Here is a 24,451-nt window from a genome sequence, read left to right on the forward strand (position 1 = left end):
CACGGATCAAGCCTTTGATTGCGGAGAAAAACCTGGCAGTCCCTAGGGGAGTCGAACCCCTCTTTTCAGGTTGAAAACCTGACGTCCTAACCGATAGACGAAGGGACCGCACCGGTTTTGAGAAGTGGCGATATAGCGGCTGTTTCTGACGAGGGCAACCCGTGATGCAGCGACAAATGCAGAATGTTCAGTTGGCAGCTGCATCTGCCACGTCCAGCTGCACCCGGCGGCGGCCATTCCACTCGTCCGCCTTGAGTTTCCCGGTGAGATGGACGCGGGCGCCATTTGTCAGGACCTCGCCCAGTGGCGTGTCGGCGGCGCGCCAGGCAATGCATTCGAGGCGCCCTCCTGCATCTTCGGCGATGAAGCGGACATGGTTGGCCCCCACCTGCCGGACGCCCGTGACATGGACAGATTGCAGCGCAAACACCGGTTCAGGGGACCCGATGCCGAACGGGCCGATCTGTGCGACCTGATCGACCAGGGCCGGACTGGCGGCGCCGGGCGCGAGTACGGCGTCGATCCTGAGTTCCAGCGCCGCCGTGCGTTCTGCCGAGAATTGCGCCATGTGAGCGACCATCCATGCGTCGAAGGCCGGAACCTGTTCGGGCTCGAGGCTGAGGCCGCCCGCCATTGCATGGCCGCCGCCGGAGAGAATAATCCCCTCGCGCGCGGCCATGGAGATGGCGTCCCCAATATTCACGCCTTTCACGGACCGGCCCGATCCCTTGGCAACGGGGCCAAGCCCCTGCCCCCATCCAATGACGATACTGGGCAGGTGATAGCGTTCCTTCAGGCGCCCGGCGACGATGCCGATGACGCCGGGGTGCCAGCCTTCACCGCTGGCAATGAGAATGCCGCGTTCCGGATTGCGGGCCAGCGCCTGCTCTGCCTGCGCCATGGCCTGGTCGAGGATGGCACTCTCGACGGCCTTGCGCTCCTCGTTGAGCGCGTGGAGGCGTTCCGCAAGTTCGACGGCTTCCTGCCGGTCATCCGTGGCGAGCAGCTTGGCCGCGATCCACGGGTCACCGACCCTGCCCCCGGCATTCAGGCGCGGGCCGAGCATGAATGTGGCGTGGTAGACGGTCTCGGTCTTGCCGATACCGGCCACGTCCGCGAGCGCACGCAGGCCGGGGTTCTGATCGCGCGCCATGATGGTGAGACCCTGACGTACGAAGGCGCGATTGACGCCGTGCAGCGGGGCCATGTCGCACAGCGTGCCGAGTGCGCAGAGGTCGAGAAAGGGCATGATGTCAGGCAGGCCGCCAGCCGGCGCGAGGCCGCGTTCACGTGCCAAGCGGTTGAGCGCGGCGACGAAGACAAAGACGACTCCAGCGGCCGCGAGGTGGCCGCAGCCAGACGTGTCGTCCGGCCGGTTGGGATTGACCAGCGCAGCCGAAGGCGGATGCTCGCCGGACATGAGGTGGTGGTCGATCACGACGACCGGCAGGCCGATGGCTTCAGCCTCGTTCAGGGCCTGCGTGGCGGCAGCGCCACAGTCGACCGTGATAACGAGGTCGGAGCCGGTCTCCTTGAGATGGCGGAAGGCAGCGGGCGACGGGCCGTAGCCTTCTTCCAGCCTGTCCGGCACGTAAAGGCCCAAATCCTGGCCCCAGCCGCGAAAATAGCGGGCGAGAATGGCCGACGACGTACCGCCGTCGACATCATAGTCTGCGAAGACTGTCACCCGCTTTTTGGCAAGAATGGCGTCGAGGACGATGCCTGCCGCCTTGTCCATGTCGGCGAAGCTGGACGGGTCCGGGAAGTAGTTGCGGAGTGTTGGCGCCAGATAGCTGGCGGCCAGAGCCGGATCGACACTGCGCGAAGCCAGAAGGCGGGCGAGAAGGTCTGACCCGCCGACACTGGGGGCAAGGCGGCGCACAAGCGCCTCGTCAGCGTCCGCAAGCGTCCAGAACCGCCCCGTGGCGGACTGGTCCACTTCGAATAGGCGGGAACTTGTCTGGCGCGCGGCTTCTGCCATGGCGGGATGAGCTTCCTCTCAGAGAATCGGGAAGCTCATCCTAACGCAGAAATCGGCAGCTGTGACCTGCTCGTGCTGAACTCAGGCCTTACGGTCGGAGCGGACGTGGCGAACCATGCCGTCGGTAGAGGTCATGACCAGCGTGTGCGTGTGGACGCGGCCAACGCCGTGTTTCACGCCATCAAGCAGGCTGCCATTGGTGACGCCGGTGGCGCAGAACACCGTGTCACCTGACGCCAGTTCATTCAGCGAATAGGTGCGCCCGAAATCAGTGATGCCGACACGGGCCGCACGCTTTTTCTCGTCGTCATTACGGAAGACGAGGCGCGCAAACATCTGGCCGCCGACGCATTTGAGGGCCGCAGCCGCGAGCACGCCTTCAGGCGCGCCGCCAGAGCCGACATAGAAGTCGATCCCGGTCTGCGGGTCTGTCGTGGCGATGACACCGGCGACGTCACCATCGGTGATGAGGGCAATTCGGGCGCCGACGCCGCGCAGGCTGGCAATAATGTCTTCGTGGCGCGGGCGATCAAGGACGCAGGCCGTCATTTCGGACACTGGCACGCCCTTGTGCTTGGCCAGCGCCGTGATGTTCTCGGCCGGCGTCGCGTCGAGGCTGATGATGCCTTCCGGATAGCCGGGGCCGATGGCGACCTTGTCCATGTATGTGTCGGGCGCGTGCAGCAGGCCGCCGCGCGGGGCGATGGCGAGCACGGCGAGGGCATTAGCCATGGCCTTTGCCGTCAGCGTCGTGCCTTCCAGCGGATCAAGCGCAATGTCGATCTCGGGGCCGTTATTGGTGCCGACTTCCTCGCCGATATAGAGCATTGGGGCTTCGTCACGCTCGCCTTCGCCGATGACGACACGGCCCTTGAAATCGACGGCGTTGAAGGCTGTGCGCATCGCATCAACTGCAGCAGCATCTGCCTTTTTTTCATCACCGCGGCCGACTTCCCTGGCCGCAGCAATGGCTGCGAGCTCGGTCACGCGGACCATCGCATCGGCAAGACCCGGTGTCAGAACATTGTTTTTCATGGCGTTTTATCCCCTGTCGCACTTTTTCACATATAGCGCGAATTGTTAGAGCAATTAGCTTGCCGTTTCGATTCGGATCAGGCGCGGCGCGTCCATTAACACGGTCAGTTTCCCAAGTCTCGCGAGGGCTGCGATCATGTGCGAACGCTGGCAGCGGTGCGTCACGATGGCGACCGGGCTGGCGCCGGATTCATCAGCCGAATCCTGGAGCAGCTGGTTCACGGATACGCCTTCAGCGGCGAGCGCTTCGGTGAGGGCGGCGAGCGCGCCGGGCTTGTCGGCAAGGCGGACGCGCAGGAAGAAGGCTGAGGTCTCGTCGCCGGTCGCGGCCACGAAAGGACGCTCGACGTGGTGTTCGGCGCGGCCAAAGGCAGGCCGGATGGCCGGGCGGAAGAGCTTGGCGACATCGCCCATGACGGCGCTGGCAGTGGGGCCCGCCCCGGCGCCGGGGCCTGTCAGCGTGATCGCGCCCACTGGATCACCTTCAATACGCACGGTGTTGAGCGAGCCGTTGACGCGCGCGAGCGGATGGTTGGCCGACAGGGCCATAGGCTCGACGCGGCAGACGACGCCGGCATCGGTAAGCACGCCTTCGGCGATAAGCTTGATGCGCAGGCCGAGACGGTCCGCCAGTTTCAGGTCGAGCAGATCGATCTGGTCGACGCCGGAGACGCTGACCTTGGAAAAGTCGAGATCGGCGGAAAAGGCGATGGCCGAGAGAATGGCGGCCTTGTGGGCGGCGTCCATGCCTGACACGTCGAGCGCCGGGTCGGCTTCGGCATAGCCAAGCTTCTGCGCCTCGGCGAGAACCTCGTCATAGGAGCGCCCGGTTTCAAGCATGGTCGTCGTCAGGAAGTTGCAGGTGCCGTTGAGAATGCCCGCGACGCGCTTGATCTCGACGCCGGCCAGGCTGTCGCGCAGGACGCGAACAACGGGGATGCCACCCGCAACGGCGGCTTCGAACAGGAGATCGACGCCTTTTTCCTCAGCAAGGGCGGCGAGCGCCATGCCGTGCTTTGCCATCAGGGCCTTGTTCGCCGTGACGACGTGCTTTCCGGCCTTGAGCGCGCTTTCCACGGCAAACTTGGCCGGGCCATCGGATCCGCCAATGAGTTCGATGAAGACATCGACATCGGGATCTTCGGCCAGCGTGGCCGCATCATCGAACCAGCGATACTTGTCGGTATCGACCGGCCGGTTGCGGCTCTGGCTGCGGGCGCTGACGCCTGTGATTTCGACCTTCCCGGGCAAGCGCAATTTATCCTGGCGCTCAACCAGTTCAATCAACCCACAGCCGACATGGCCGAGTCCTGCTATGCCTATTTTCAATGGCCCCACGAATGGCCCTCCGCTTCATACCGGGCGCTGGATAGACCAGTTGGACCCAAAAGCGAAGGGCCTAAGGGGGGAAATGCAGCGGACGGCGCCGTGACGCCAAATTACTCGGCTGCAGCGGCCGAGAGCTCCTTGATGCCATGCTTGGCCATGAACTTGCGAATGTTGCGCGCGGCCTGACGGATGCGCTGCTCATTCTCGACCAAAGCAATGCGGACATGGCCGTCGCCATGCTCGCCGAACCCGGCGCCGGGCGCTACGGCGACGTGAGCCTCGTTCATAAGCATCAGCGCGAATTCCAGGCTGCCCATGTCGCGGAACGGTTCGGGGATCGGCGCCCAGGCAAACATGGACGCTTTCGGGCTGGGGATGGCCCACCCTGCCCGGCCGAAACTCTCGACGAGGACATCCCGGCGATGCTTGTAGATCTGGCGGAACTCTTCGACGCAGTCCTGCGGACCGTCCAGCGCGGCGACAGCTGCCACCTGGATCGGCGTGTAGGCACCGTAGTCGAGGTAGGACTTCACGCGCGCAAGAGCGGCGATCAGCGTTTCATTACCGGCGACAAAGCCCATGCGCCAACCGGCCATGGAATAGGTCTTGGACATGGTCGTGAATTCGACCGCGATGTCTTTTGCCCCGTCGACCTGCAGGATCGAGGGCGTCGGCTCCTCGAAATAGATTTCATTGTAGGCGAGGTCAGACAGGATCCAGAGGTCGTGCTTTTTCGCGAACTTGACGGCGTCCTTGTAGAATTCGAGGTCACACACGTCCGCCGTCGGGTTCGACGGATAGCAGAGCACCATGGCTGTCGGCGGCGGAACGCAATGTTTCACAGCCTTTTCAAGGTTGCGAAGGTATTCCTCGGGCGACGGTGCTGGGACGGCGCGGATGGAGGCGCCGGCAATGATGAAGCCGAACGAATGCAGTGGATAGGACGGATCCGGTGACAGGATGACGTCTCCGGGCGCGGAGATGGCCTGAGCGAGGTTGGCGAAACCTTCCTTGGACCCCAGCGTAACAATCACTTCCTTGTTCTTGTCAAGTGTCACACCGAAACGGCGCTTGTAATAATCGGTGACGGCGCGACGCAGGCCCGGAATGCCGCGCGAGGCGGAATAGCCGTTCACGTCCGGCTTGCGGGCCGTCTCGACCAGCTTGTCGACAATGTGGGTCGGTGTCGGCAGGTCGGGATTGCCCATGCCGAGATCAATGATATCGGCGCCTTCCGCGCGGAGGGCTGCCTTGCTCCTGTTCACTTGCTCGAAAACGTATGGAGGAAGGCGCCTGATCTTGTGGAATTCGGTATTCATCTCTGGCCTTTCAGACCCTGGGTGACGCGCGGGACGTTGAAACTGTTCCTGATAGCAGCGATCTCGGCGTCAGTAAGAAAATTCGAGGACTCGTCCAGGCCGGCAAATTGTTGGCGGATTTCATCCCCTACGGCAGCGATTTCGGCCGGCCCATTGGCCGGCAATTCCGCTCGCGCGCTTTCAGCAAACTCTGCCGCCAGAACGGACACGCGCTCGGCTGACGCGGGCAGCGTCTTGCCGGGCAATTGACCGGGCGCAATCGTGGGGACTTCAACCAGTTCCGGATACCCCTCTCCGCGAATTTCCTGACGACGGGTCTCATACCAGTCCGGCGCCTGGTTGACGGCACCACGGACCTTCGCAAACGAGTTGGTGCACCCAACTAATAGCAGGCATGACACGCCTATGAGGGGAATCATCGTGTTTTTCATGGTTAAACTCATTAAATCACAAACATTCTGATGAATAGTTACGCATCAACAAACAGGCGATATTGGGACAGATGAGCGGCAACAAGACAGAAAAAGCTGCACTTCCCTCACTCGGATCGCTGCTCGCCGAACAAAACCCGCTGGAATTGCAGGTGTTGATGACGACGCTTGCGCTGGCCAATACGGAATCGCAAGCGCTGATCAGCGACGTGTTGATGGGCTCCGGGCCGATCGGAACCGTGGCGCAGGGCGACCCGATGGGAGCCGGCGAAGCCTTCAACGCTGTCGGCATGAGCCTGGCCAAGAACCCGATGGCTCTCATGAACGCCAACCTGGAACTGATGAAGGGTTGGATGAAGCTGTGGCAGGAGATGGCCACCGAAGTGATCGGCACAGAGCCGACGACAGAAACAGACAAACGCTTTGCCGACCCGGAATGGCATACCAATCCGGGCTTCAAGTTCATCCGCAAGGCCTATGACGTCAACCGGAACTGGCTGATGGGCCTGGCCGACCATGCGCCTGACCTGCCCGAAAACATCCACTTGCGCGCCAAGTTCTTCACGCAGCAACTGGTCGACACCCTGTCGCCTACCAATTATCTCGGCTCCAACCCGCAGGCCCTGCGCGCCTTCCTCGAAAGCGGCGGCGAAAGCGTGCTCAACGGCATCCGGCTCGCCCGCGCCGACGTCAAGAAAGCCGGCGGGAAGCTGCATATCAGCCAGACCGACGAGACGCCTTTCGAGATCGGCAAGAACATTGCCACGGCACCCGGAAAGGTCGTGTTCCGCAATGACCTCATCGAACTGATCCAGTATGCGCCGACGCAGGAAACCGTCTATTCGCGGCCCCTGCTGATCTTCCCGCCCTGGATCAACAAGTTCTACATCCTCGACCTGCGCGAAGAGAATTCGATGATCCGCTGGCTGGTCGACCAAGGCCTCACCGTATTCGTCGTCTCATGGCGCTCGGCCGATGCCGTGACTTCGGACTATACTTGGGACGATTACAGCAAGTATGGCGTCTATGCCGCCGTCGAAGCCGCATTGCAGGCGTCCGGCTCGAAGAAACTGAATGCCGTCGGCTACTGCATCGGCGGCACGCTGCTGTCGGGCACGCTGGCGCACATGGCAGCCCATGGCGACGACCGCGTCGCTGCGGCGACTTTCTTTGCCTCGCAGTCCGACTTCGAGCTTGCTGGCGACCTCAAGGTGTTCACCGACGGGCCCGGCCGCGGCTATATAGACAGCATCATCGAAGAGAATGGCGGCGTCATGCCCGGCGCGATGATGTATGAGACGTTCAACTGGCTGCGCCCGATCGACCTGGTATGGCGCTATGTGATCGACCAGTACATGCTGGGCAAGGCGCCGCGTCCGTTCGACCTGCTCTACTGGAACGCCGACCAGACCAATATTCCCGGCGCGGTGCACAAGAGCTACCTGAAGGACTGCTATTCCGACAACAAGCTGTCGACCGGCAACTTCACGCTCCTGGGCGAAAAGATCGACCTGAAAAACGTCAATATCCCGGTCATGGTTCAGGCCAGCCGCGACGACCATATCTGTCCGTTCGAGAGCGTATACCGCACCGCGACGGTCTTCGGCGGCGACACGAAATTCGTCCTGTCTGGCTCCGGTCATATCGCCGGCGTGGTAAACCATCCGGCGTCCCGGAAATACCAGCACTGGACCGGCGGCAAGATCACCGCGACAGGCGAGGAATGGCTGCAAACCGCCGAAGAACACCCGGGTTCGTGGTGGCCTTATTGGTGGGATTGGCTCCGGCCAAAGTCCGGCAGGAAAAAACAGGCGGTGGAGCCGAAGGACATGGGCCTTGGCGCCGCGCCCGGCTCATACGTGCGTGTGCGCCTTCAGGACATCAAGCTGCCGCTGAAATAGCGTCCAAAGCCTTGTCCCGCGTCAGTGCGACAGAAGAAGCGGAACCTTCGATGTGCGAAGCAGCGTGCGGGTGACACCCGGCAAGACGCTTTGCTGAAGACGCGAATGCCGATATCCGCCAAGGACAATCAGGTCAGCGTCCCGGGACGTCGCCAAATCCAGTAGCGCATGCGGAACGGAGCGCCCCATGCTGTCCTCGTTGCGCACTTCGACATTGTATCCGTGCCGGGAAAAGTGCGTACTGATATCCCATCCCGGAACTTCCCCGTAGCCTGTTTCACCCGGATTGGCGTCGACCGTCGCTATACAGACTTTTGCGTCATCTGAAAGTATCAGCATACTATCGTGCAAGGCCCGGGCAGCTTCGCGACCAGCATCCCACGCCACGACCGCGCGGTTGCCAATCGTCTCGCCAGTCCAGCCCACCGGCAGAACCAGAACGGGGCGACCGCCTCCGAGCATGGCGCCCTCCAGCATGTCGGCATGAGGCTGCTTGTCCAATTCATCGGGCGCGCGCACGATAACGAGGTCGACATGGCGTGCATTCATGGCGGACACTGCTTCGACGCGATTTGAGAATGTCTCGAAGTGCCGGATTTCCACGGCTGGGTCCTTACCGACCAGCTTTTCTTCGAACTTCCTCCACGACGCTCTCATCGTATCGCGCGCTTCCTGGACGATGGATGCATAGACCTCGCCAGCACCGCCGACCCCATAGCCTGTAAACATGGGCGGCAAAATCGTGAAGGCAGCACAGCTTAGGTGCGCGTCACGCGACGCAGCAAAGCTGCGCGCGAATTCGAACGCTTTCATGTCTTCGTCGGGTGACGACATGCATATGCTGATATCCTTGATCTTCATGGGGCCCTCTTGCGTCTGACATTGTTCACCTACACGCGCTCGAACCGCAGCACTTGATCCTGCTCAATTAGCTGTCCAGCCGGTTCGATGGCCGACAGATGCTTGTCGGAAACTCAGGCCATCAGGCCGAGCGTCAGCAGCGCGAGGGTGGCGAATACCCCACCATAAGGCACCCAGCGCGGGACGATGAACGTGCCTTCGGGCGCCGGGTCATTCCGCCTTTTAATGCGCGCGAGCGCCAGGCAGACAAGAACGAATATCAGGAGCGTAATTACCGATGTCCATTCGGCCAGGGCGGTAATCGAGAAGCCCAAAGCCAGTGTCATTACGGCGAGTGTCACGAGTGCCGTGGCGATGACAGGGGTGCGGGTGCGTTCATTGACGCGCGCCAGAACGGCAGGCAATGCCCCCTCGTTCGCCAGCCCGTAAATGACCCGTCCCGCCATGATTGTCTGGACGATGATACCATTCACTGTCGCCAGAATGGCGATGAGGGATATGGAGACCGGCGACAGGCCGGTCGCCCGATCGAACACGACGGCCAGCGGTGCGCGGCTGTCCGACAGTTCACTGATGGGAACCGTCGCGAGCGCCGCCAGCACGACAAGCGTGTAGAGTACGAACGTAAGCCCGAGGGTCATAAAAATCGCCCGGGCGAGCGTCTTCTGCGGATTGACCGTTTCCTCGGCAATCGAGTCGATATCTTCGAAGCCGATGAAGGCAAAGAAGGACAGCAGGCCCGAGGCAAAGATTCCTGACCAGAGCGCGGGCGACAAGGAAGTCGGCACAGATTTTATCGCCTGCCCCCCAAGATCAGCACCGGACCAGAGCGCGCTGGCGACCAGGAACAGCAACCCGCCGACTTCGATCAATGTCAGAGCGCCCGCGAACAGGATCGATTCGCGGATGCCGAGACAGGCGACAATGCCCGTTGCAGCGATCACGACGGCCAGTACCATCATGTAGGGGACGTCTATCAGTTCGACGATGTATCCCGCTGCGCCGTGGGCAATAGCGGAAGATGAGACGATGCCAACTGCTGCAACGCCGAGCCCGACGGCGAGAAAGAGCATGGACGAATTGAAACCGGCCCTAACGAAATGGGCTTCGGCTGCTGCGAATGGCATCCGCCCCGTCAGCTCTGCAAAGCAAGCCGCAGGCAGCAACATCACGAGGCTGGCAATCAGGAACGATATCGGCGCGTGATCGCCTGACAAGGCGATCACTTCTCCGACGAGAACATATATTCCAGCCCCAACCGTTACGCCCAATCCATACAGGATCACGTAGGGAAGCGTCAGCGTGCGTTTAAGGCGCACCGGCCCGATGGGTAGCTCTGGATCGCTCTTCATCTGTCCTGCGTATGGGTTGCGAGAAGGTATTTTGTCAAAAGGCGCAATCTTAATGCCTTCCTGAAACCGCAAAGTCCTGAAGGACCGCGGTTTCCAGCGTGTCCTAGGGGGATCAGGGCACGAGCAAGGCCGCTATACGCGGCTGGTCGACAACGTACTCCGTCATGCTGCCATAGACGAGCCGATGCGCGCGCGAATGCAGGCAAGCACCCAGGACGACAAGATCACATTTGCGTTCCAGTGCCGCATCAATGATCGCCGGGCCAGGGCGCTGGCTGCCATGCTTTACGTGCGAACTGCCTGCCTCCAATCCATGCCATTCCAGATACTCGACCATGTCTGCCGGGTCAGGATCGTCTTTCCCGCCCTCGTCACAGCTGAACACAGTTATCTCCTGCGCCTGGCGTAAAAACGGCATCGCCGCTGCGGCGGCGCGCGCAGCTGCGGCCGAACCGTCCCATGCGATCGCAACCTTCTCTCCGATCGTCTTTGCTCCGTCTTTCGGGACGACCAGAAGCGGCTTGCCGGCATCACGCAGGATCTCCTCCACGAGAGGCGAGAAAGGACCCATCCAGTCCGTATCAGCCGCAGACGCAACGATCAGGTCAGCAAGCCGGCATATGGGGCCCAGCATCACAACCACTTCTCCGATCTGTTCGGTGAAGTGGGCCGTGAAACCCGGTGTTGGACTATCCGTCTGAAGGGGTTGTGGGTCCTGCGCGTTGAGCACGGCATTGTATTGAGCAACGGCATTCTTGCGGCGTTTTTCGCTGACCTCGTCGATCCAGTCGAGAAGTTCCGCCGCTCCGCCGCTCGGCCACCAGATCGGCCATTTTTTGGATGTCGCAGGCGGCTGGTCGATGAGCGATACGACTTTGACATGCGCCTCGAAGCGCCGCGCGAGGTCAAAACCGGCTTCGAGCGCCAATCTTTCCACTTCCAGCGGGTTTTCCAGATCGTGTTGCCCGATAAGCGGCACCAGTATCGTCTTCATCGAGGTCTCCAAAAATTACAGCGTATAGTCGCATGGCGTGCAGTTGTTGTTCTCAATCAATTCCAAACTTCGTGGCTTAAATAAACCGGTTTTCGTTCTCAGGAATGTCCGGATGCCGGGTGGAGCGGCGCGCGTGTGGTCCGCGAACGATTGCATCGCTCTCCAATCCGTATGCCAGATAACGCCATCAAGGCATTCATCCACGGACCAAGCCGGTTAGACCTGAGACTCGATGAGCAGAATTGGCACGCCTAACCGCAAAGTCATTCGCGAAACAACAGCAGGCCCATCCCGTTGATCATCCCGTGTCTTGACAATCATCGTTGGCGGTCGTGCGCGACCCGTCGTCCAGAGGGGATTGAGTTCATCCAAACGGCTTGCGCTGGAGCGTTCCACAGACTCACCGACGACACGACCGATTTGCTCGGCCACGGCAATCGCGGGGTCTCCCTTTCCCTTCGCCAGCACCAATATGCCATGCGATCCAGCGGGTAGATATGGCGGCGCAAACAGGATCGGGGCGCGCGCCGACAAGGCCGCATGACGCAACTCCGTGAACGGGTGAGACTGCCGCGCAAGCGGATCGGCTGGCTGGACCAGGATCAGCAAGCCTTCCCGGGGCGTGGCTTTCAAGTCGGCGAGCGCCTGCCCGGCCTCAAGCACGGAGATATCCGCCTCAATGCCAACTGACCTTGCCATATCCGAAAGATGCTGGATTCGCTGCACCGACCACTTGGGCGACTTGGGAGCTTCCATCACCTGGCGCAAGTCGCGCCATTGCCCCGTCACGACATCCAGAACGTGACCGAAAGTGAAGCGCGCGGAAACAATCAAGTCTTCATTCGTTACAAGGATGGCCCGGCAGGTCGAACCGAAACGCTTCGCGATCGCCAGCGCTGTCGTTTCACTGGACGGGTCTTCGGCTGTCGCAATGCTGACAACTGTACATTTCGCAAATTGGGTGAGCACCTCAGTCATCGGATCTCTTTGAGACGAACGACCGGCTCGGCGGGGCGCGAGGCGGTTCGCTTGGCGGGTTTTCTGGAGGAGCCCCGGGCGGTTCTGATGGCGGGATGTCTGCGGAGACTGAGCTGGCGGGAAATCTTGCGCCAGCGCCGCCGGATTTCGAAACCACCTGCGCAAATGCCGACAGTGTGGCGTCAACCTTGCCATGAAAGATTTTGGAAGAGACACCCGTCAGAAGCGTAACAGCTTCGTCGACGGTGCGAACCGGAAACACTCCAAAGCGACCCGATCGGCACGCTTCAACGACCTCTTCGTTCAACATCAAGTGCTGAACATTGCTGGCGGGGATGATCACTCCCTGATCACCGGTCAGACCGCGAGCTTTGCAAATGTCGAAAAAGCCTTCGATCTTTTCATTGACCCCGCCAATCGCCTGGACCTCCCCATGCTGGTTGATCGACCCCGTTATGCCGAGCGATTGCTTTAGTGGCACGCCTGCAATCTCGGACAGAAGCACGCAAAGTTCGCCCAGGGACGCACTGTCGCCTTCAATACCGCCATACGACTGTTCGAAGACCAGACTAGCGTGCAGCGACATCGCCTTGTCAGCTGCATAGCGCCCAGCCAAGTAGCCCGTCAGGATCATCACGCCCTTGGAATGAATCGGTCCCCCGAGTGTCGCTTCCCGCTCGATGTCGATGATCCGGCCGCTACCGGGGCGTACACGAGCTGTCACCCGGGTTGGCTTGCCAAACATGAAGCCGCCAATCTGAAACAGGCTGAGACAGTTGGCCTGCCCTCCCGTCATGCCATCCGTGTCGATCAATGCGATATCCCGAAGAATGCCTTCCTGCATTCGATCACTGATCCTGCCCAGGCGACGGCGCCTTGAAGCAATCAATTCAGCCACATCGACCTGTGTGATCGAGCCTCTCTTCGCCACACTGGCGCGGTGGGACAATTCAATCATGAGATCGCGTATATCGCTTGAAACAAGTGAGAGCCTGTCTGCATCTCCGGCTGAACGCGCAGCTTCCTCGACCAAACGCTCGAGCGCTGTGTTGTCAGGTGGCAAAAGCCCATCCTGTTCTGCGTGTGCTGACAGTTTCGCCGCATATGCAGCTTCGGAACCTTCAGACCTGGGCGCGTCTGTTTCGAAATCAGCCAGCAGTTTGAAGTGAACGGAGAAATCGGGATCGTAGGCAGCCAGAATATGATGCATCCAGGCATCGCCCACCAGAACAACGCGCAAGTCGATCGGTATCGGCTCCGGATCCAGCGTAATCGTTGTCGAGAGATTGAGCACTTCACCGAGGCTCTCAATCTTGACCCCCGATTGGCGAAGGCATCGCTTTAGCGCGTCCCAGGCCAGCGGTTCGCGGAAAAGGCTACGGGCATCGAGGATCAAATATCCGCCATTGGCCAAATGAAGCGCACCGGGCTTGATCAACATGAAGCTTGTGGTGAGCACTCCAGCCTCGGCCCTGTGTTCAACCCGGCCGACGAGATTGGCGAGCGTCGGATGGACCTCCTCCACAACAGGGACGCCTTCGCCAGATCCGTCATGTGAGACGAACACGTTTACATCATACCGCTCCAAGGGACCGAGCGAACCGTTGGGAGAAATGGGGCCGGCGTCAGATTCCCGGGTTTGTGCCGCGAAATTCGAGAAAAGAACGATGTTTTCCACAAGGTCGCGATACATTGCATCCAGATGCTCGATCGCATTGGGGAACTCACTGAGTGAGGCCTTTGTCTCCTCGATGGACTGCTTGACGGCTGCCTCGGCTGTTTCCCGCTCCACGTCCCTAAGGCTTTGCCGTGTCTCACGTTCCCATTTCGGCAAGTTACGGAGCGCGTCGGCCAACAGATCCTGAACGTCCTTGAGCTGGCCCTGGCGACGTTTCTGCTCGCTTTTGGGAAGCCCATTGAATGTCTTCGGATCGAGAACTTCACCATCCTTCAGGGAAGCAAGGGAGAAACCCATAGGCGTCTGGATGATGGCAACATCGCGTTTACGTCCCTCCTCCCCGAGCTTTTCGAACAAATCTTCCTTGCGGTTCGCGAAGGCGTCCTGGAGAGCCTCTTTCCGCGCCTGAAATTCCGGTTTTTCAAATGCGGCGGGCACGGCTGCAATCAGGTCGATAAGGAGTTCACGCACCGCATCCCGAAACTTCGTGGCGCTTCCGGGTGGCAAACGAAGCGCGCGAGGTTTGTGGGGCATTTCAAAATTGAACACATAAGCCCAATCATCAGGCCTTTCACGTCCAGTCGTGGCAGCCTCAAGCAGCGCTTTCGTTGCGGCCGATGCATCTGCCCCCGGGGGCGCGGCGACAAAAAGATTAAATCCTTTCGCCGACATTCCAGTGGCAAGCTGTATCGCCTCGCGCGCGCGTTCCTGGCCAAAAAGTCCATCGAACTCAACGCTCAACGATTTTGTCGGCTTGCTCCTGGCGAGTTGAGTGCGTCTGCGAAGCCGGTTCGCAGGCAGAGGGCCGATGGTCTCCGCATTGTCACTCGATGCCAACTGCACCTCCATGTCCTACGGACATCGTCGCATCAAGTTTGCGTTTGTGCCAGTATGCGCTTCTGCTGGCAAAGCTAGCATCGCGTTTCCCGAATGAACTACGGATATTTCCCTAGGCGCCTGTAGCGATATCGATCTGATGTGCCCCAAGCCTCCACCAATCTCGCGACTGCAGATCTTGCGCGACGAGCAAGAGGCACCTTACTCGAACGGCTGCCTCAAGATTTCAGATGGGATTTCCGCGGCACGATTTGAAACAGCCACTACCAGGACACCGCCAAATGGACATGAAGCTGAGCATACGCCTTGATGCCGAAGCCGGAGGCCGGTTCGGTCCGGGAAAGGCCGCCTTGCTGGAGGCGATAAAGGAATCCGGGTCCATTGCAGGCGGGGCGCGCGTGCTCGGCATGTCCTATCCGCGTGCACTCAAACTGGTCGAGAGCATGAACGTCCTGTTTTGTACGCCCCTGGTTGCGTCGAGCCATGGCGGAAAGGACGGCGGCGGCGCCGTCTTGACCGAGCAGGGGCTCAAAGTGCTCGATTTGTATCAATCGCTCTGCCAGCAAGCGGAAAAGGCAACCAAGTCTTGCCGCCGCGAGTTTGCAACCATGATTCAGCCCTCCGGGGACTAGTATCGATATAAATCACCATTTAGAACGATTGCATGCGTTCGGCTTCGCCTCTCACAACCCATGAGCACCCGCAGGACGTGCTTGGCGCAGCGCTCGGCTTCGCGATATCCGATGCCGAAGTCGCGCTTGTCATCGTCACAGCGACAGAGGGCGGCGCCGTGCGGGCGCCGGGCGCGCTGATGGCTGTGTCCGAGACGGGAGAATCTGCAGGCTATGTTTCGGGTGGCTGTATCGACGCTGATGTTCGGTTGAACGCTATCGAGGCCATGAAGTTCGGCCAGTTACGCAAGCTCCGTTACGGCGCTGGATCTCCTTTCGTCGACATTCGCCTGCCCTGCGGCGGCGCCATCGATATCCTGATCGTGCCGGGCGTCGCGCAGCATTCGATCGCGAAAATGTACGACACGCTCGAGAGCAGGCAGGTCGTCCGGTTTGCCGTTCTGGCGACGGGCGCAATCGCACTTGGCGTTGAGCCGGGTGAACCGCCCCTGTTCCAGACCTTCTACAATCCCAAGCTGGCGTTGAGGGTCGCCGGCCGCGGCGCCGACTGTATCGCACTGGCACGGCTAGCATCGGCCAGCGGGCTGGATTTGCACCTGCAGCTTCCAGACGAGGCCGAATTTGAAATGGTTCGGTCTGCGGGTATCGGGCGCGTCGAGCGCCTCACCAGTCCCGGCAGCCTGACACCTATCGACGACGACAGCTCGACAGCGTTCATGCTGATGTTCCATGATGCGCACTGGGAAGAAGCGTTGCTGAAGCAGGCCCTGAAAGGAAAAGCTTTCTTCATTGGCGCCGTCGGCAGCGCGAGGACGCACGCCAAGAGATGCGAGAGTTCTGAAACAATCCGGAGCGTCGGATCGCGACATTCAACGGATACACGGGCCTGTCGGGCTCGTGCCGTCCATGCGCGACGCCTCGATGCTTGCGATCTCGTCACTCGCCGAAATCGTTGACGCCTTCCACAAGAAGGAAGCAGCTCGTGTTTGATCGAACCGCGATCCTCCTTCTCGCCAGCGGCCTGTCCTCCCGGTTCAGCGCAGGTGACAAATTGATGGCCGATCTTGATGGCCGCCCCGTGCTCGCGCACGCCGCCGGCGCGCTCGCCAACCGTCCTGCCGCCACCCGTGTGGCCGTGGTCGGCACGGACCAGACTGGGCGCAAGGCCTGTCTTGAAGCCATGGGCTTCGAGATTGTCCTCAATCCGGCACCGGCAGACGGCCAGGGGCGATCACTTGCGATAGGCAGCGAGCATGTCCGTGATGCGACTGCGGCCGACAATGTGCTGATCCTGCTTGGCGACATGCCATTCGTGACGGACACCCACCTTGCCGGACTGGCTGAGGCGCTTGCGCAGGGCGCGAGTGCGGCCATGTCGGAAGCGGGCGGCAACCTCTCGCCGCCTGCCATGTTCAAGCGCGACCATTTCGACCGGCTGGCGGCCATTGCAGGCGACCGGGGTGCCCGCCAGGTTTTTGCGAGCATTCCGGCGAGACAGGTCGTGACGGTCGCCCCTGGCCTGCTAATGGATATTGATTGCGGCGCGGACCTTCAACGCGCAGAGGAGCTGCTGAATGGCTGACGGTTTGGCACTTCCGGGCAAGGTTCCCCTGATTGACCGCTATGGGCGGCAGGTCACTTACCTGCGCCTGTCCGTGACTGATCGCTGTGACTTGCGCTGCACCTACTGCATGTCCGAAATAATGAAATTCCTGCCGAAGGCCGAGCTTCTCTCGCTGGAAGAACTGGACCGGGTTGCGACGGCCTTCGTTGAACGGGGCGTTCGCAAGATCCGGCTGACGGGCGGAGAGCCGCTCGTGCGCAAGGACATCGGTTACCTTATCGAGCGACTGGGGCGCCTCATGGGCCAGGGGCTGGACGAGCTGACCCTGACGACGAACGCCACCCTCCTGGCTGAGCACGCCGACGGCCTCATGCATGCGGGCGTTCGCCGGGTGAATGTCTCGCTGGACTCGCTTGACCCGGCAAGATTTGCAGAGATTACCCGGCGCGGCGACCTGTCAAAAGTGCTGAACGGTATCGATGCTGCCCTCGAGGCAGGTCTGCGGATCAAGATCAACACAGTCGCGCTCAAGCACCAGAATGCCTCCGAAATCCCGGACATCATCGAATGGGTTCACAGGCGTGGCATGGATATGACACTGATCGAGGTCATGCCGCTGGGCGACACGGGTGAAGACCGTATCGATCAGTATATTCCATTGCCGATGATACGCGATGACCTGGAGGCACGCTGGACCCTCACCGAGGAAACGCGCCGCGAACCGAGCGCCGGCCCGTCCCGGTATGTGCGCGTCAAGGAAACCGGGGGGCGACTCGGCTTCATCACTCCACTCACCAACAATTTTTGTGCGGGCTGCAACCGGGTTCGCGTGACGTGCACAGGCCGCATCTACATGTGCCTCGGGCAGGATGATCATGTAGACCTGCGCGCCGCCTTGCGTGAGGCAAACGACCCGGCCGTCGCGCTCGATGCAGCTCTCGACAAGGCACTTTTTTCCAAGCCGGAAAAACATGATTTCGAGATCAAGCGACGCGGAAGCACACCGGCACTTCCCCGGCACATGTCCATGACGGGAGGCTGAGCGATGGCAAGGCTGCTCTATTTTGGACGGCTCACGGATGTGTTGGGCACCAGCGCTGAAACACTGGCCCTGCCTGCTGAAATCAGTGACACGTCGGCCCTCAGGCAATGGCTGGACAATGACAGGCAGTTGGGGGGCGCCTTGATGACGAAGTCCATTCGGATCGCCGTCAATGACGATATCGTAGCTGAGCCATGGCCCATTGCGGAGGGAGACGAAATCGCGTTTCTGCCCCCCGTTGGCGGAGGGTGAGCATGATAACGCTAGCCAGCCATTCTTTCGATCCTGCGGAGGCGCTCCGCGACTTTGAAAAACGAGCGAAGGGCGCAGGTGCGGTCGTGAGCTTTTCCGGCCTGGTTCGAGACAAGAGCAAGCTCGGCAAGGTGAAATCGCTCCACTTGCAGGCCTACTCGCCCATGACCGAGCGCGGCATCGCGAAGGCTGCGGCAGACGCTCAGGAACGGTGGCCACTTGCTGCGCTGGTGATCATCCACCGCATCGGCGCCCTGGCACCGGGAGAACCCATCGTATTTGTCGCCACGGCGTCGGCCCACCGGCGCGCGGCTTTCGAGGCTGCCGATTTCCTCATGGACTATCTCAAGACCGAGGCCGTTTTCTGGAAAAAGGAAACGACCGACTCTGGCGCGCATTGGGTAGAACCACGACCCGAAGATTACTCAGACCGCGATCGCTGGTCGAATACAGGAACCTGAACCATGCATGGCATCAATGAATCACTCGACTTCGTCCCGACACGGATTGCGATACTCATCGTGAGCGACACACGGACCTCGGAGACAGATACATCCGGCAGCCTTCTCGCCGAGCGAATCCGCTCAGCGGGTCACGAAGTCGCCGACCATCGTATCGTAGCCGACGACGTGACGGCCATTCGCAGCACTGTTTCGGCGTGGATCGCGGATCCGGACGTCGACGTCGTTATCTCCAGCGGAGGGACAGGCCTAACCGGTCGCGATGTCACGCCCGAAGCTGTCACCCCCCTGTTCGAAAAGACCATCGACGGATTTTCCGTCATCTTCCATCAGGTCAGTTTCCAGAGTGTCGGTCTCTCGACATTGCAATCGCGGGCAGTCGCGGGGCTTGCGGGCGGCACATTCATCTTCTGCCTCCCCGGCTCGAATGGCGCAGTCAAGGATGGCTGGGACAAGGTCATCTCGTTCCAGCTCGACAGCCGCCACAAGCCTTGCAATCTCGTCGAACTCATGCCGCGCCTGCAAGAGCGATGAACGACATGAACGACCTATCGCATATCGGACCCGATGGCCGCGCCCGCATGGTGGACATTGGCGGCAAGGCGGAGACCGAGCGCACCGCAATTGCGGCGGGACTCGTGCGGATGGCACCGGACACGTTGAAGCGCGCTCTCAGCCGCGAAACCAAGAAGGGCGATCCGATTGCGATTGCCGAGCTGGCTGGCATCATGGGATCCAAGCGCACGGCGGACCTGATCCCCCTGTGCCACCCCCTGCCCCTGACCAGCGTGACGGTTTCCATCGAACGCGACCGAAATGTGGAGGCCTTGCGCGTGACAGCCACCGCGAAAACGACCGGAAGGACGGGCGTGGAAATGGAGGCCCTGACGGCCGTATCGGTCGCCTGCCTGACGCTCTACGACATGCTGAAGGCCATCGACAAGACGATGGTCATCGACGGTATCGAACTGATCGAGAAGACTGGCGGAAAATCTGGCGACTTCAGGAAACCAGCGCCATGAGCGGATTGATCAGCGTCGACGAGGCGCTGGCGCTTCTGGCCCAGCATGCCCTTACCCTGCCGATTCAAACTGTGCCCCTGGCTGCCACGCTCGGCGCGAGACTCGCTGCGCCTGTGATTGCAAAGGTATCGCGTCCTCCCGCAGCCGTATCTGCGATGGACGGTTATGCTGTGCGACTGTCAGATGTGGGCGCGCCAGGCGTGCGCTTGCGCGTCATAGGCGATGCCCCGGCTGGCCAGCCTTTCGCAGGCGCCATCGGACCGGGCGAAGCTTTGCGCATCTTTACGGGCTCGGTGATCCCCGAAGGCGCCGATCACGTTGTTATCCAAGAAGATGCTGACCGAAGCGGCGACACGCTGGTCTGTCGCAAGGCGTATGGTACAGCGCAATTCGTCCGGGCTGTGGGCATAGACTTTGCGACAAGCGATGAATTGCTCCATGCGGGCGCCGTGGTCAGCCCGGCCGCACTGTCCATTTCCGCCGCTGCCAATCATGGCGAACTCACCATTTTCCGGCGACCGCGCATCGGCATCCTCGCGAATGGCAACGAACTGCGTGCACCCGGCTCGACACTTGAACCCGGACAGATCGTGAATTCCAATCCCGAAGGGCTGGGCGCGCTTATCCGACAATGGGGCGGCGAACCGATCGACCTGGGTGTCGCCGAAGACACGATGGATTCGATACGCACCAAGATCGACGCGGCGCCGGATGTAGACATCTTCCTGCCTGTCGGTGGCGCATCCGTCGGTGATCACGACCTGATGAGGCCGGCTTTCGCAGATGCCGGATTCACGCCCGTTTTCGAAAAGGTCGCCGTCAAGCCAGGCAAGCCGACATGGTTTTCCACTTGCGGAGCCCAGCGCGTCCTCGGACTGCCCGGCAATCCCGCATCGGCCTTCGTCTGCGCCCATCTGTTCCTCAAACCGCTGATCGACGGCCGTACGGAACGCGCGTGGCTCAATGCGCGATCCGTCGGCGCTTTGCCGGCTCCGGGTCGCCGGGAGACCTATTTACGCGCTCATGTCCTTGCCGATGATGACGGCGTGCTCAGGGTGGAAGCCGCAACCAACCAGGACAGCTCGCTCATTCGTCCGTTCCTGACGGCAAATGGCCTGATCCGCAGGCTTGCTGATGCGCCGCCCGTCGCCGCAGGTGATCTCGTCAAGGTCCTGATGATGGGTCCGCTCGAATAGGTTCCGTCCCTTGCCCATCCTGCTCGCGATCCTCTTTTTCATTACTGCTGCATTCTATGCCGCGGTCGGCTTTGGTGGCGGATCGACGTACAACGCCCTGCTCGTCCTGAACGGGACCGACTACCGGATCCTTCCTTCAATCGCGCTAGGCTGCAACATCATCGTTGTGGCCGGAGGTGTCCTGCAATTCTGGCGAGCCGGGCACCTGCGAATCGCGCGTCTTGTCCCATTCCTTGCCGCATCAGTTCCTGCAGCCTGGCTCGGCGGGCGCTTGCCCGTTTCGGAGACGATGTTTGTCGGCCTGCTCGGCGGAGCGCTCCTGCTGTCTGGCCTTCACCTTGTGTTCCAGTCGACTCCAGCCGAAGCAGCCGAAAGCGAGGAGAATGCGGCCGCGGCCATCATCAGCCTGGCAGTCGGCGGCAGTATCGGCCTTGTATCCGGGTTAGTGGGTATTGGCGGCGGCATCTTCCTGGCACCCGTGCTGTACATGCTGAAGTGGGCACCTCCGCGCCAGATAGCGGCAGCTTGCAGCCTTTTCATCCTCGCCAATTCAATTTCCGGTCTTACGGGCCAGATCATGAAGCTTCAGGACACCGAAATCCTTTCGCTTGCCGTTCCCTACTGGCCATTGTTGCCGGCCGTGCTCGTTGGCGGGCAAATCGGGTCTTGGCTCGCCACCCGCGGCCTCCAGGCCAATTGGGTCAAACGGCTGACGGCGATTTTGATTCTCTATGTAGCCGTTCGCCTGCTCCTGCGCTGGGCGAGCCTTGTCGGCCTGTTCGGCTAGACGTTTCGAAAGCCCCTATTGGAGGCATTCCAAATCGTTCGAAACAATCACATATTCGAAAACGCGATTTTAAATCGCAATTCGTGGCGCGTGCGCTATAGTTAACCAAGGCAAAGCGCGCCTGCGAAAGAGGGAGATGTGGACATGGCAAAACTCAAGGTGAACGGAAAGTCGCATACCGTTGACGTGGAAGACGACACACCACTCCTATGGGTGCTGCGAGACCACATTGGCCTGACCGGCGCAAAGTATGGCTGCGGCATCGCCCAATGCGGTTCCTGCACGGTGCATGTCGACGGAGTCGCCGTGCGGTCCTGCATCTACCCCCTCGGCGCACTCTCCGGCGAAGAAGACATCACCACAATCGAGGGCTTGTCAGATGACGCCAACCATCCCGTCCAGCAGGCCTGGGCCGAACTGGATGTGCCGCAATGCGGCTACTGCCAGCCCGGCATGATCATGGCGGTCGCCGGCATGCTCAATACCAATCCAAATCCGACCGACGAAGACATCGACGCCGAGATTACCAATATCTGCCGTTGCGGCACATTTGTCCGCGTGCGCGAAGGCATTCATCTTGCCAAGACAAAGAAAGCCTGAGGTAGAGACCATGACAGAGCTACTCAACCTTTCTCGCCGCAAGTTTATCATCGCCACAGGCGCTACTGGTCTCACCATCGGTGTCCTCGCCGCGTGCTCAAAGAAGCCCGGCGAACCCGATTATTCCGGCTTGGACCCGAATCCGGAAGTGAACGCCTGGGTCCATATCGACCATGACGACACGGTCACGGTTCGCATCGCACGCTCCGAAATGGGCCAGGGTACACTGACTGGCCTCGCCCAACTCGTTGCCGAGGAACTCGAATGCGATTGGGCCAAGGTCACGACTGAATACCCGACACCCGGCCAGAACCTCGCCCGCGAACGCGTATGGGGAGACTTCTCCACCGGCGGCAGCAGTGGCATTCGCCGTTCACACCAATACGTCCGCGAAGGCGCAGCTGCGGCCCGCATCATGCTGGTCGAGGCCGCAGCCAAGGAATGGGGTGTTCCGGTCAACGAATGCACCGTGTCCAAGGGAGTCATCTCGCTCAAAGGATCAAAGAAGACACTTACGTATGGCAAGATCGCATCAGCAGCGGCCCTACTCGCGCCGCCGCTGGAGGTGACGCTCAAGGATCCGAAGGACTGGACGATCATCGGCCAACCCAAGCAACGCCTTGATACCGCCGACAAGCTCACGGGCGCGCAAGTCTACGGCTCTGATGTCAAACTCGACGGCATGTTGACGGCTTCCATCCGCCAGTCGCCACAGATTGGCGGTAAGGTGAAGAGCTTTGACGCGGCCGCCGTCGCCTCCATGCCCGGTGTGAAGAAGGTCGTACAGGTAGGCGACGATGCTGTCGCCGTTGTCGCCGACACATGGTGGCGCGCCAACAAGGCCGTCCTCGCCCTGCCCGTGGAATGGGACGGCGGCGTGGCATTCTCCAGCGCCGAATTCGAGACGGAACTCGATGACGGCCTGACATCCGACGATGCCTTCACAGGCAACAAGGTGGGAGACATCGGTCCGGCCTTTGCCGGCGCTGCAAAGATCGTCGAAGCCACCTATAACATGCCCTTCCAGAACCATGCACCAATGGAGCCGATGAACGCCACCGCGATCTGGACTCCTGAAAAGTGCGAAGTTTGGTGCCCCACCCAGAACGGCGAAGCCGCGCTGGCTGCGACCGCCGACTCCGCTGGCCTCCCAATAGAACAATGCGAAGTATATAAGCTTCATCTCGGTGGCGGCTTCGGTCGGCGCGGCATGTCAGACGAAGTCAGACAGGCCGTGCAGATCGCGAAACAAATGCCCGGCACGCCTGTAAAGCTGCAATGGTCACGCGAAGAGGACATGCTGCATGGCTTCTTCCACCCCATCACGAAAGCCAAGGCGCGCGGCGCACTGGACGCAGAAGGCAACCTTACCGGATTGCACATCCGCATTTCAGGCCAGTCCATCCTGGCCGCACTCATGCCTCAGGCGCTGGCCAACGGCATGGACTATGCCACTTTCCAGGGTCTCCTGCCTTCGGGTGTCGACCCCCGCGTCGAAGACCAAACTCTGAAATACACGTTCGACACGCTCCTGGTCGACCATGCCATGCGGAATCCACCCGTGCGCCCGGGTTTTTGGCGCGGCGTGAACGCCAACCAGAATGCGATCTACCTGGAATGCTTCATGGACGAACTGGCCCATGCTGCGGGTCGTGACCCGCTGGAATTCCGCCTCGCCCACCTGAAAGACAGTCCCAAATCGCAGGCCGTGCTCAAAGCCGTCGCCGAAAAATCCGGCTGGGGGTCCAATGACGGCAAGTCACGCGGTCTTTGCAACTTCTATTCCTTCGGCTCCTACACTGCCGCCTGCGCAGAGGTCACAGTCGACGACGACGGCAATCTCAAGATCGACCGCATTGTTGCGGCCACGGACCCTGGCTACGCGGTCAATCCGCAACAGGTCGAAGCACAGGTGCAAGGGTCATTCGTGTACGGCCTTTCGGCCATGTTGTACGGTGAAATCACCTTCGAAAACGGCGTTGCCCAGCAGAAAAATTTCGACACATTCGAGTCGATGCGCATTTCCGCTATGCCCAAGGTCGACACCCTCGTCATGCCGTCCGGCGGATTCTGGGGCGGTGTTGGCGAGCCAACCATCGCCGTGGCAGCCCCGGCTGTACTCAACGCGATCTATGCGGCGACCGGCAAGCGCGTCCGCCAGTTGCCCATCAAGGACCAGAACCTTCGGGACGCCTGATA

General features: G+C 60.8%; 23 protein-coding genes and 1 tRNA gene. 13 read left to right on the plus strand and 11 right to left on the minus strand.

Annotated features, from left to right (window positions below; all coding sequences use genetic code 11):
- Positions 1 to 33: 33 nt before the first annotated feature.
- The 6 genes from AC0L7I_RS12795 to AC0L7I_RS12820 form a co-directional block, all read right to left on the minus strand.
- Positions 34 to 108 (minus strand) — tRNA-Glu (locus AC0L7I_RS12795).
- Positions 109 to 187: 79 nt separating this feature from the next.
- Positions 188 to 1,981: a single-stranded-DNA-specific exonuclease RecJ gene (gene recJ / locus AC0L7I_RS12800; protein WP_473396809.1), complete on the minus strand. Its 1,794-nt coding sequence runs from the start codon at positions 1,979 to 1,981 to the stop codon at positions 188 to 190.
- Positions 1,982 to 2,062: 81 nt separating this feature from the next.
- On the minus strand, positions 2,063 to 3,016 hold the full coding sequence (gene glpX / locus AC0L7I_RS12805; RefSeq protein WP_473396810.1) for a class II fructose-bisphosphatase: 954 nt from the start codon (positions 3,014 to 3,016) through the stop codon (positions 2,063 to 2,065).
- Between the two features lie 54 nt (positions 3,017 to 3,070).
- Positions 3,071 to 4,354 carry a homoserine dehydrogenase gene (locus AC0L7I_RS12810; protein WP_473396811.1) on the minus strand — a complete coding sequence of 428 codons (1,284 nt, stop codon included), beginning with the start codon at positions 4,352 to 4,354 and terminating at the stop codon, positions 3,071 to 3,073.
- A 101-nt stretch (positions 4,355 to 4,455) separates the two neighbouring features.
- On the minus strand, positions 4,456 to 5,664 hold the full coding sequence (locus AC0L7I_RS12815) for an LL-diaminopimelate aminotransferase (protein WP_473396812.1): 1,209 nt from the start codon (positions 5,662 to 5,664) through the stop codon (positions 4,456 to 4,458).
- Positions 5,661 to 6,095: a hypothetical protein gene (locus AC0L7I_RS12820; RefSeq protein ID WP_473396813.1), complete on the minus strand. Its 435-nt coding sequence runs from the start codon at positions 6,093 to 6,095 to the stop codon at positions 5,661 to 5,663. Before AC0L7I_RS12820 ends, AC0L7I_RS12815 begins: the two co-directional genes overlap by 4 nt.
- Before the next feature lie 71 nt (positions 6,096 to 6,166).
- On the opposite strand from AC0L7I_RS12820, the gene AC0L7I_RS12825 reads away from it, so the two are divergent.
- A complete protein-coding gene (locus tag AC0L7I_RS12825; RefSeq protein WP_473396814.1) occupies positions 6,167 to 7,996 on the plus strand; it encodes a PHA/PHB synthase family protein in 1,830 nt (609 codons plus the stop codon).
- A gap of 21 nt (positions 7,997 to 8,017) precedes the next feature.
- Here AC0L7I_RS12825 and AC0L7I_RS12830 read toward each other — a convergent pair whose 3' ends face one another.
- The 5 genes from AC0L7I_RS12830 to AC0L7I_RS12850 form a co-directional block, all read right to left on the minus strand.
- The gene (locus tag AC0L7I_RS12830) at positions 8,018 to 8,857 is read right to left on the minus strand and encodes a universal stress protein (RefSeq protein WP_473396815.1); all 840 of its coding nucleotides are present in this window, start codon (positions 8,855 to 8,857) and stop codon (positions 8,018 to 8,020) included.
- A 113-nt stretch (positions 8,858 to 8,970) separates the two neighbouring features.
- Positions 8,971 to 10,209, minus strand: coding sequence for an APC family permease (locus AC0L7I_RS12835; protein ID WP_473396816.1), 1,239 nt, complete (start codon positions 10,207 to 10,209; stop codon positions 8,971 to 8,973).
- Between the two features lie 112 nt (positions 10,210 to 10,321).
- A complete protein-coding gene (locus tag AC0L7I_RS12840; RefSeq protein ID WP_473396817.1) occupies positions 10,322 to 11,203 on the minus strand; it encodes a universal stress protein in 882 nt (293 codons plus the stop codon).
- Positions 11,204 to 11,419: 216 nt separating this feature from the next.
- Positions 11,420 to 12,181, minus strand: a complete 762-nt coding sequence (locus AC0L7I_RS12845) for a hypothetical protein (protein WP_473396818.1) — start codon at positions 12,179 to 12,181, stop codon at positions 11,420 to 11,422.
- Positions 12,174 to 14,702, minus strand: a complete 2,529-nt coding sequence (locus AC0L7I_RS12850) for a Lon protease family protein (RefSeq protein WP_473396819.1) — start codon at positions 14,700 to 14,702, stop codon at positions 12,174 to 12,176. The genes AC0L7I_RS12845 and AC0L7I_RS12850 overlap by 8 nt, the downstream gene beginning before the upstream one ends.
- 275 nt (positions 14,703 to 14,977) lie before the next feature.
- Here AC0L7I_RS12850 and AC0L7I_RS12855 point away from each other — a divergent pair, with 275 nt between their 5' ends.
- The 12 genes from AC0L7I_RS12855 to AC0L7I_RS12910 all read left to right on the plus strand — a co-directional run bounded on the left by AC0L7I_RS12855 (position 14,978) and on the right by AC0L7I_RS12910 (position 24,449).
- Positions 14,978 to 15,328, plus strand: a complete 351-nt coding sequence (locus tag AC0L7I_RS12855; protein ID WP_473396820.1) for a winged helix-turn-helix domain-containing protein — start codon at positions 14,978 to 14,980, stop codon at positions 15,326 to 15,328.
- Between the two features lie 32 nt (positions 15,329 to 15,360).
- Entirely contained in the window at positions 15,361 to 16,284 is a 924-nt protein-coding gene (locus AC0L7I_RS12860) for an XdhC family protein (protein WP_473396821.1), read from the plus strand.
- 26 nt (positions 16,285 to 16,310) lie between these two features.
- On the plus strand, positions 16,311 to 16,910 hold the full coding sequence (locus AC0L7I_RS12865; RefSeq protein WP_473396822.1) for a nucleotidyltransferase family protein: 600 nt from the start codon (positions 16,311 to 16,313) through the stop codon (positions 16,908 to 16,910).
- Positions 16,903 to 17,934, plus strand: a complete 1,032-nt coding sequence (gene moaA, locus AC0L7I_RS12870) for a GTP 3',8-cyclase MoaA (protein WP_473396823.1) — start codon at positions 16,903 to 16,905, stop codon at positions 17,932 to 17,934. Before AC0L7I_RS12865 ends, moaA begins: the two co-directional genes overlap by 8 nt.
- 3 nt (positions 17,935 to 17,937) lie before the next feature.
- Positions 17,938 to 18,186 (plus strand): molybdopterin converting factor subunit 1, encoded by a 249-nt coding sequence (moaD, locus tag AC0L7I_RS12875; RefSeq protein ID WP_473396824.1) that lies wholly within the window; start codon positions 17,938 to 17,940, stop codon positions 18,184 to 18,186.
- A gap of 2 nt (positions 18,187 to 18,188) precedes the next feature.
- Entirely contained in the window at positions 18,189 to 18,647 is a 459-nt protein-coding gene (locus AC0L7I_RS12880; protein WP_473396825.1) for a molybdenum cofactor biosynthesis protein MoaE, read from the plus strand.
- 3 nt (positions 18,648 to 18,650) lie between these two features.
- Positions 18,651 to 19,181: a molybdenum cofactor biosynthesis protein B gene (moaB, locus tag AC0L7I_RS12885; RefSeq protein WP_473396826.1), complete on the plus strand. Its 531-nt coding sequence runs from the start codon at positions 18,651 to 18,653 to the stop codon at positions 19,179 to 19,181.
- A 5-nt stretch (positions 19,182 to 19,186) separates the two neighbouring features.
- Positions 19,187 to 19,669: a cyclic pyranopterin monophosphate synthase MoaC gene (gene moaC, locus AC0L7I_RS12890; protein WP_473396827.1), complete on the plus strand. Its 483-nt coding sequence runs from the start codon at positions 19,187 to 19,189 to the stop codon at positions 19,667 to 19,669.
- Positions 19,666 to 20,865, plus strand: a complete 1,200-nt coding sequence (locus AC0L7I_RS12895) for a molybdopterin molybdotransferase MoeA (RefSeq protein WP_473396828.1) — start codon at positions 19,666 to 19,668, stop codon at positions 20,863 to 20,865. The genes moaC and AC0L7I_RS12895 overlap by 4 nt, the downstream gene beginning before the upstream one ends.
- Positions 20,866 to 20,875: 10 nt before the next feature.
- The gene (locus tag AC0L7I_RS12900; protein WP_473396829.1) at positions 20,876 to 21,652 is read left to right on the plus strand and encodes a sulfite exporter TauE/SafE family protein; all 777 of its coding nucleotides are present in this window, start codon (positions 20,876 to 20,878) and stop codon (positions 21,650 to 21,652) included.
- Positions 21,653 to 21,796: 144 nt separating this feature from the next.
- Entirely contained in the window at positions 21,797 to 22,252 is a 456-nt protein-coding gene (locus AC0L7I_RS12905) for a (2Fe-2S)-binding protein (protein WP_473396830.1), read from the plus strand.
- A gap of 10 nt (positions 22,253 to 22,262) precedes the next feature.
- Entirely contained in the window at positions 22,263 to 24,449 is a 2,187-nt protein-coding gene (locus tag AC0L7I_RS12910) for a xanthine dehydrogenase family protein molybdopterin-binding subunit (RefSeq protein ID WP_473396831.1), read from the plus strand.
- Positions 24,450 to 24,451: the final 2 nt, after the last annotated feature.

The organism is Hyphomonas sp. J20-32 (assembly GCF_055808555.1).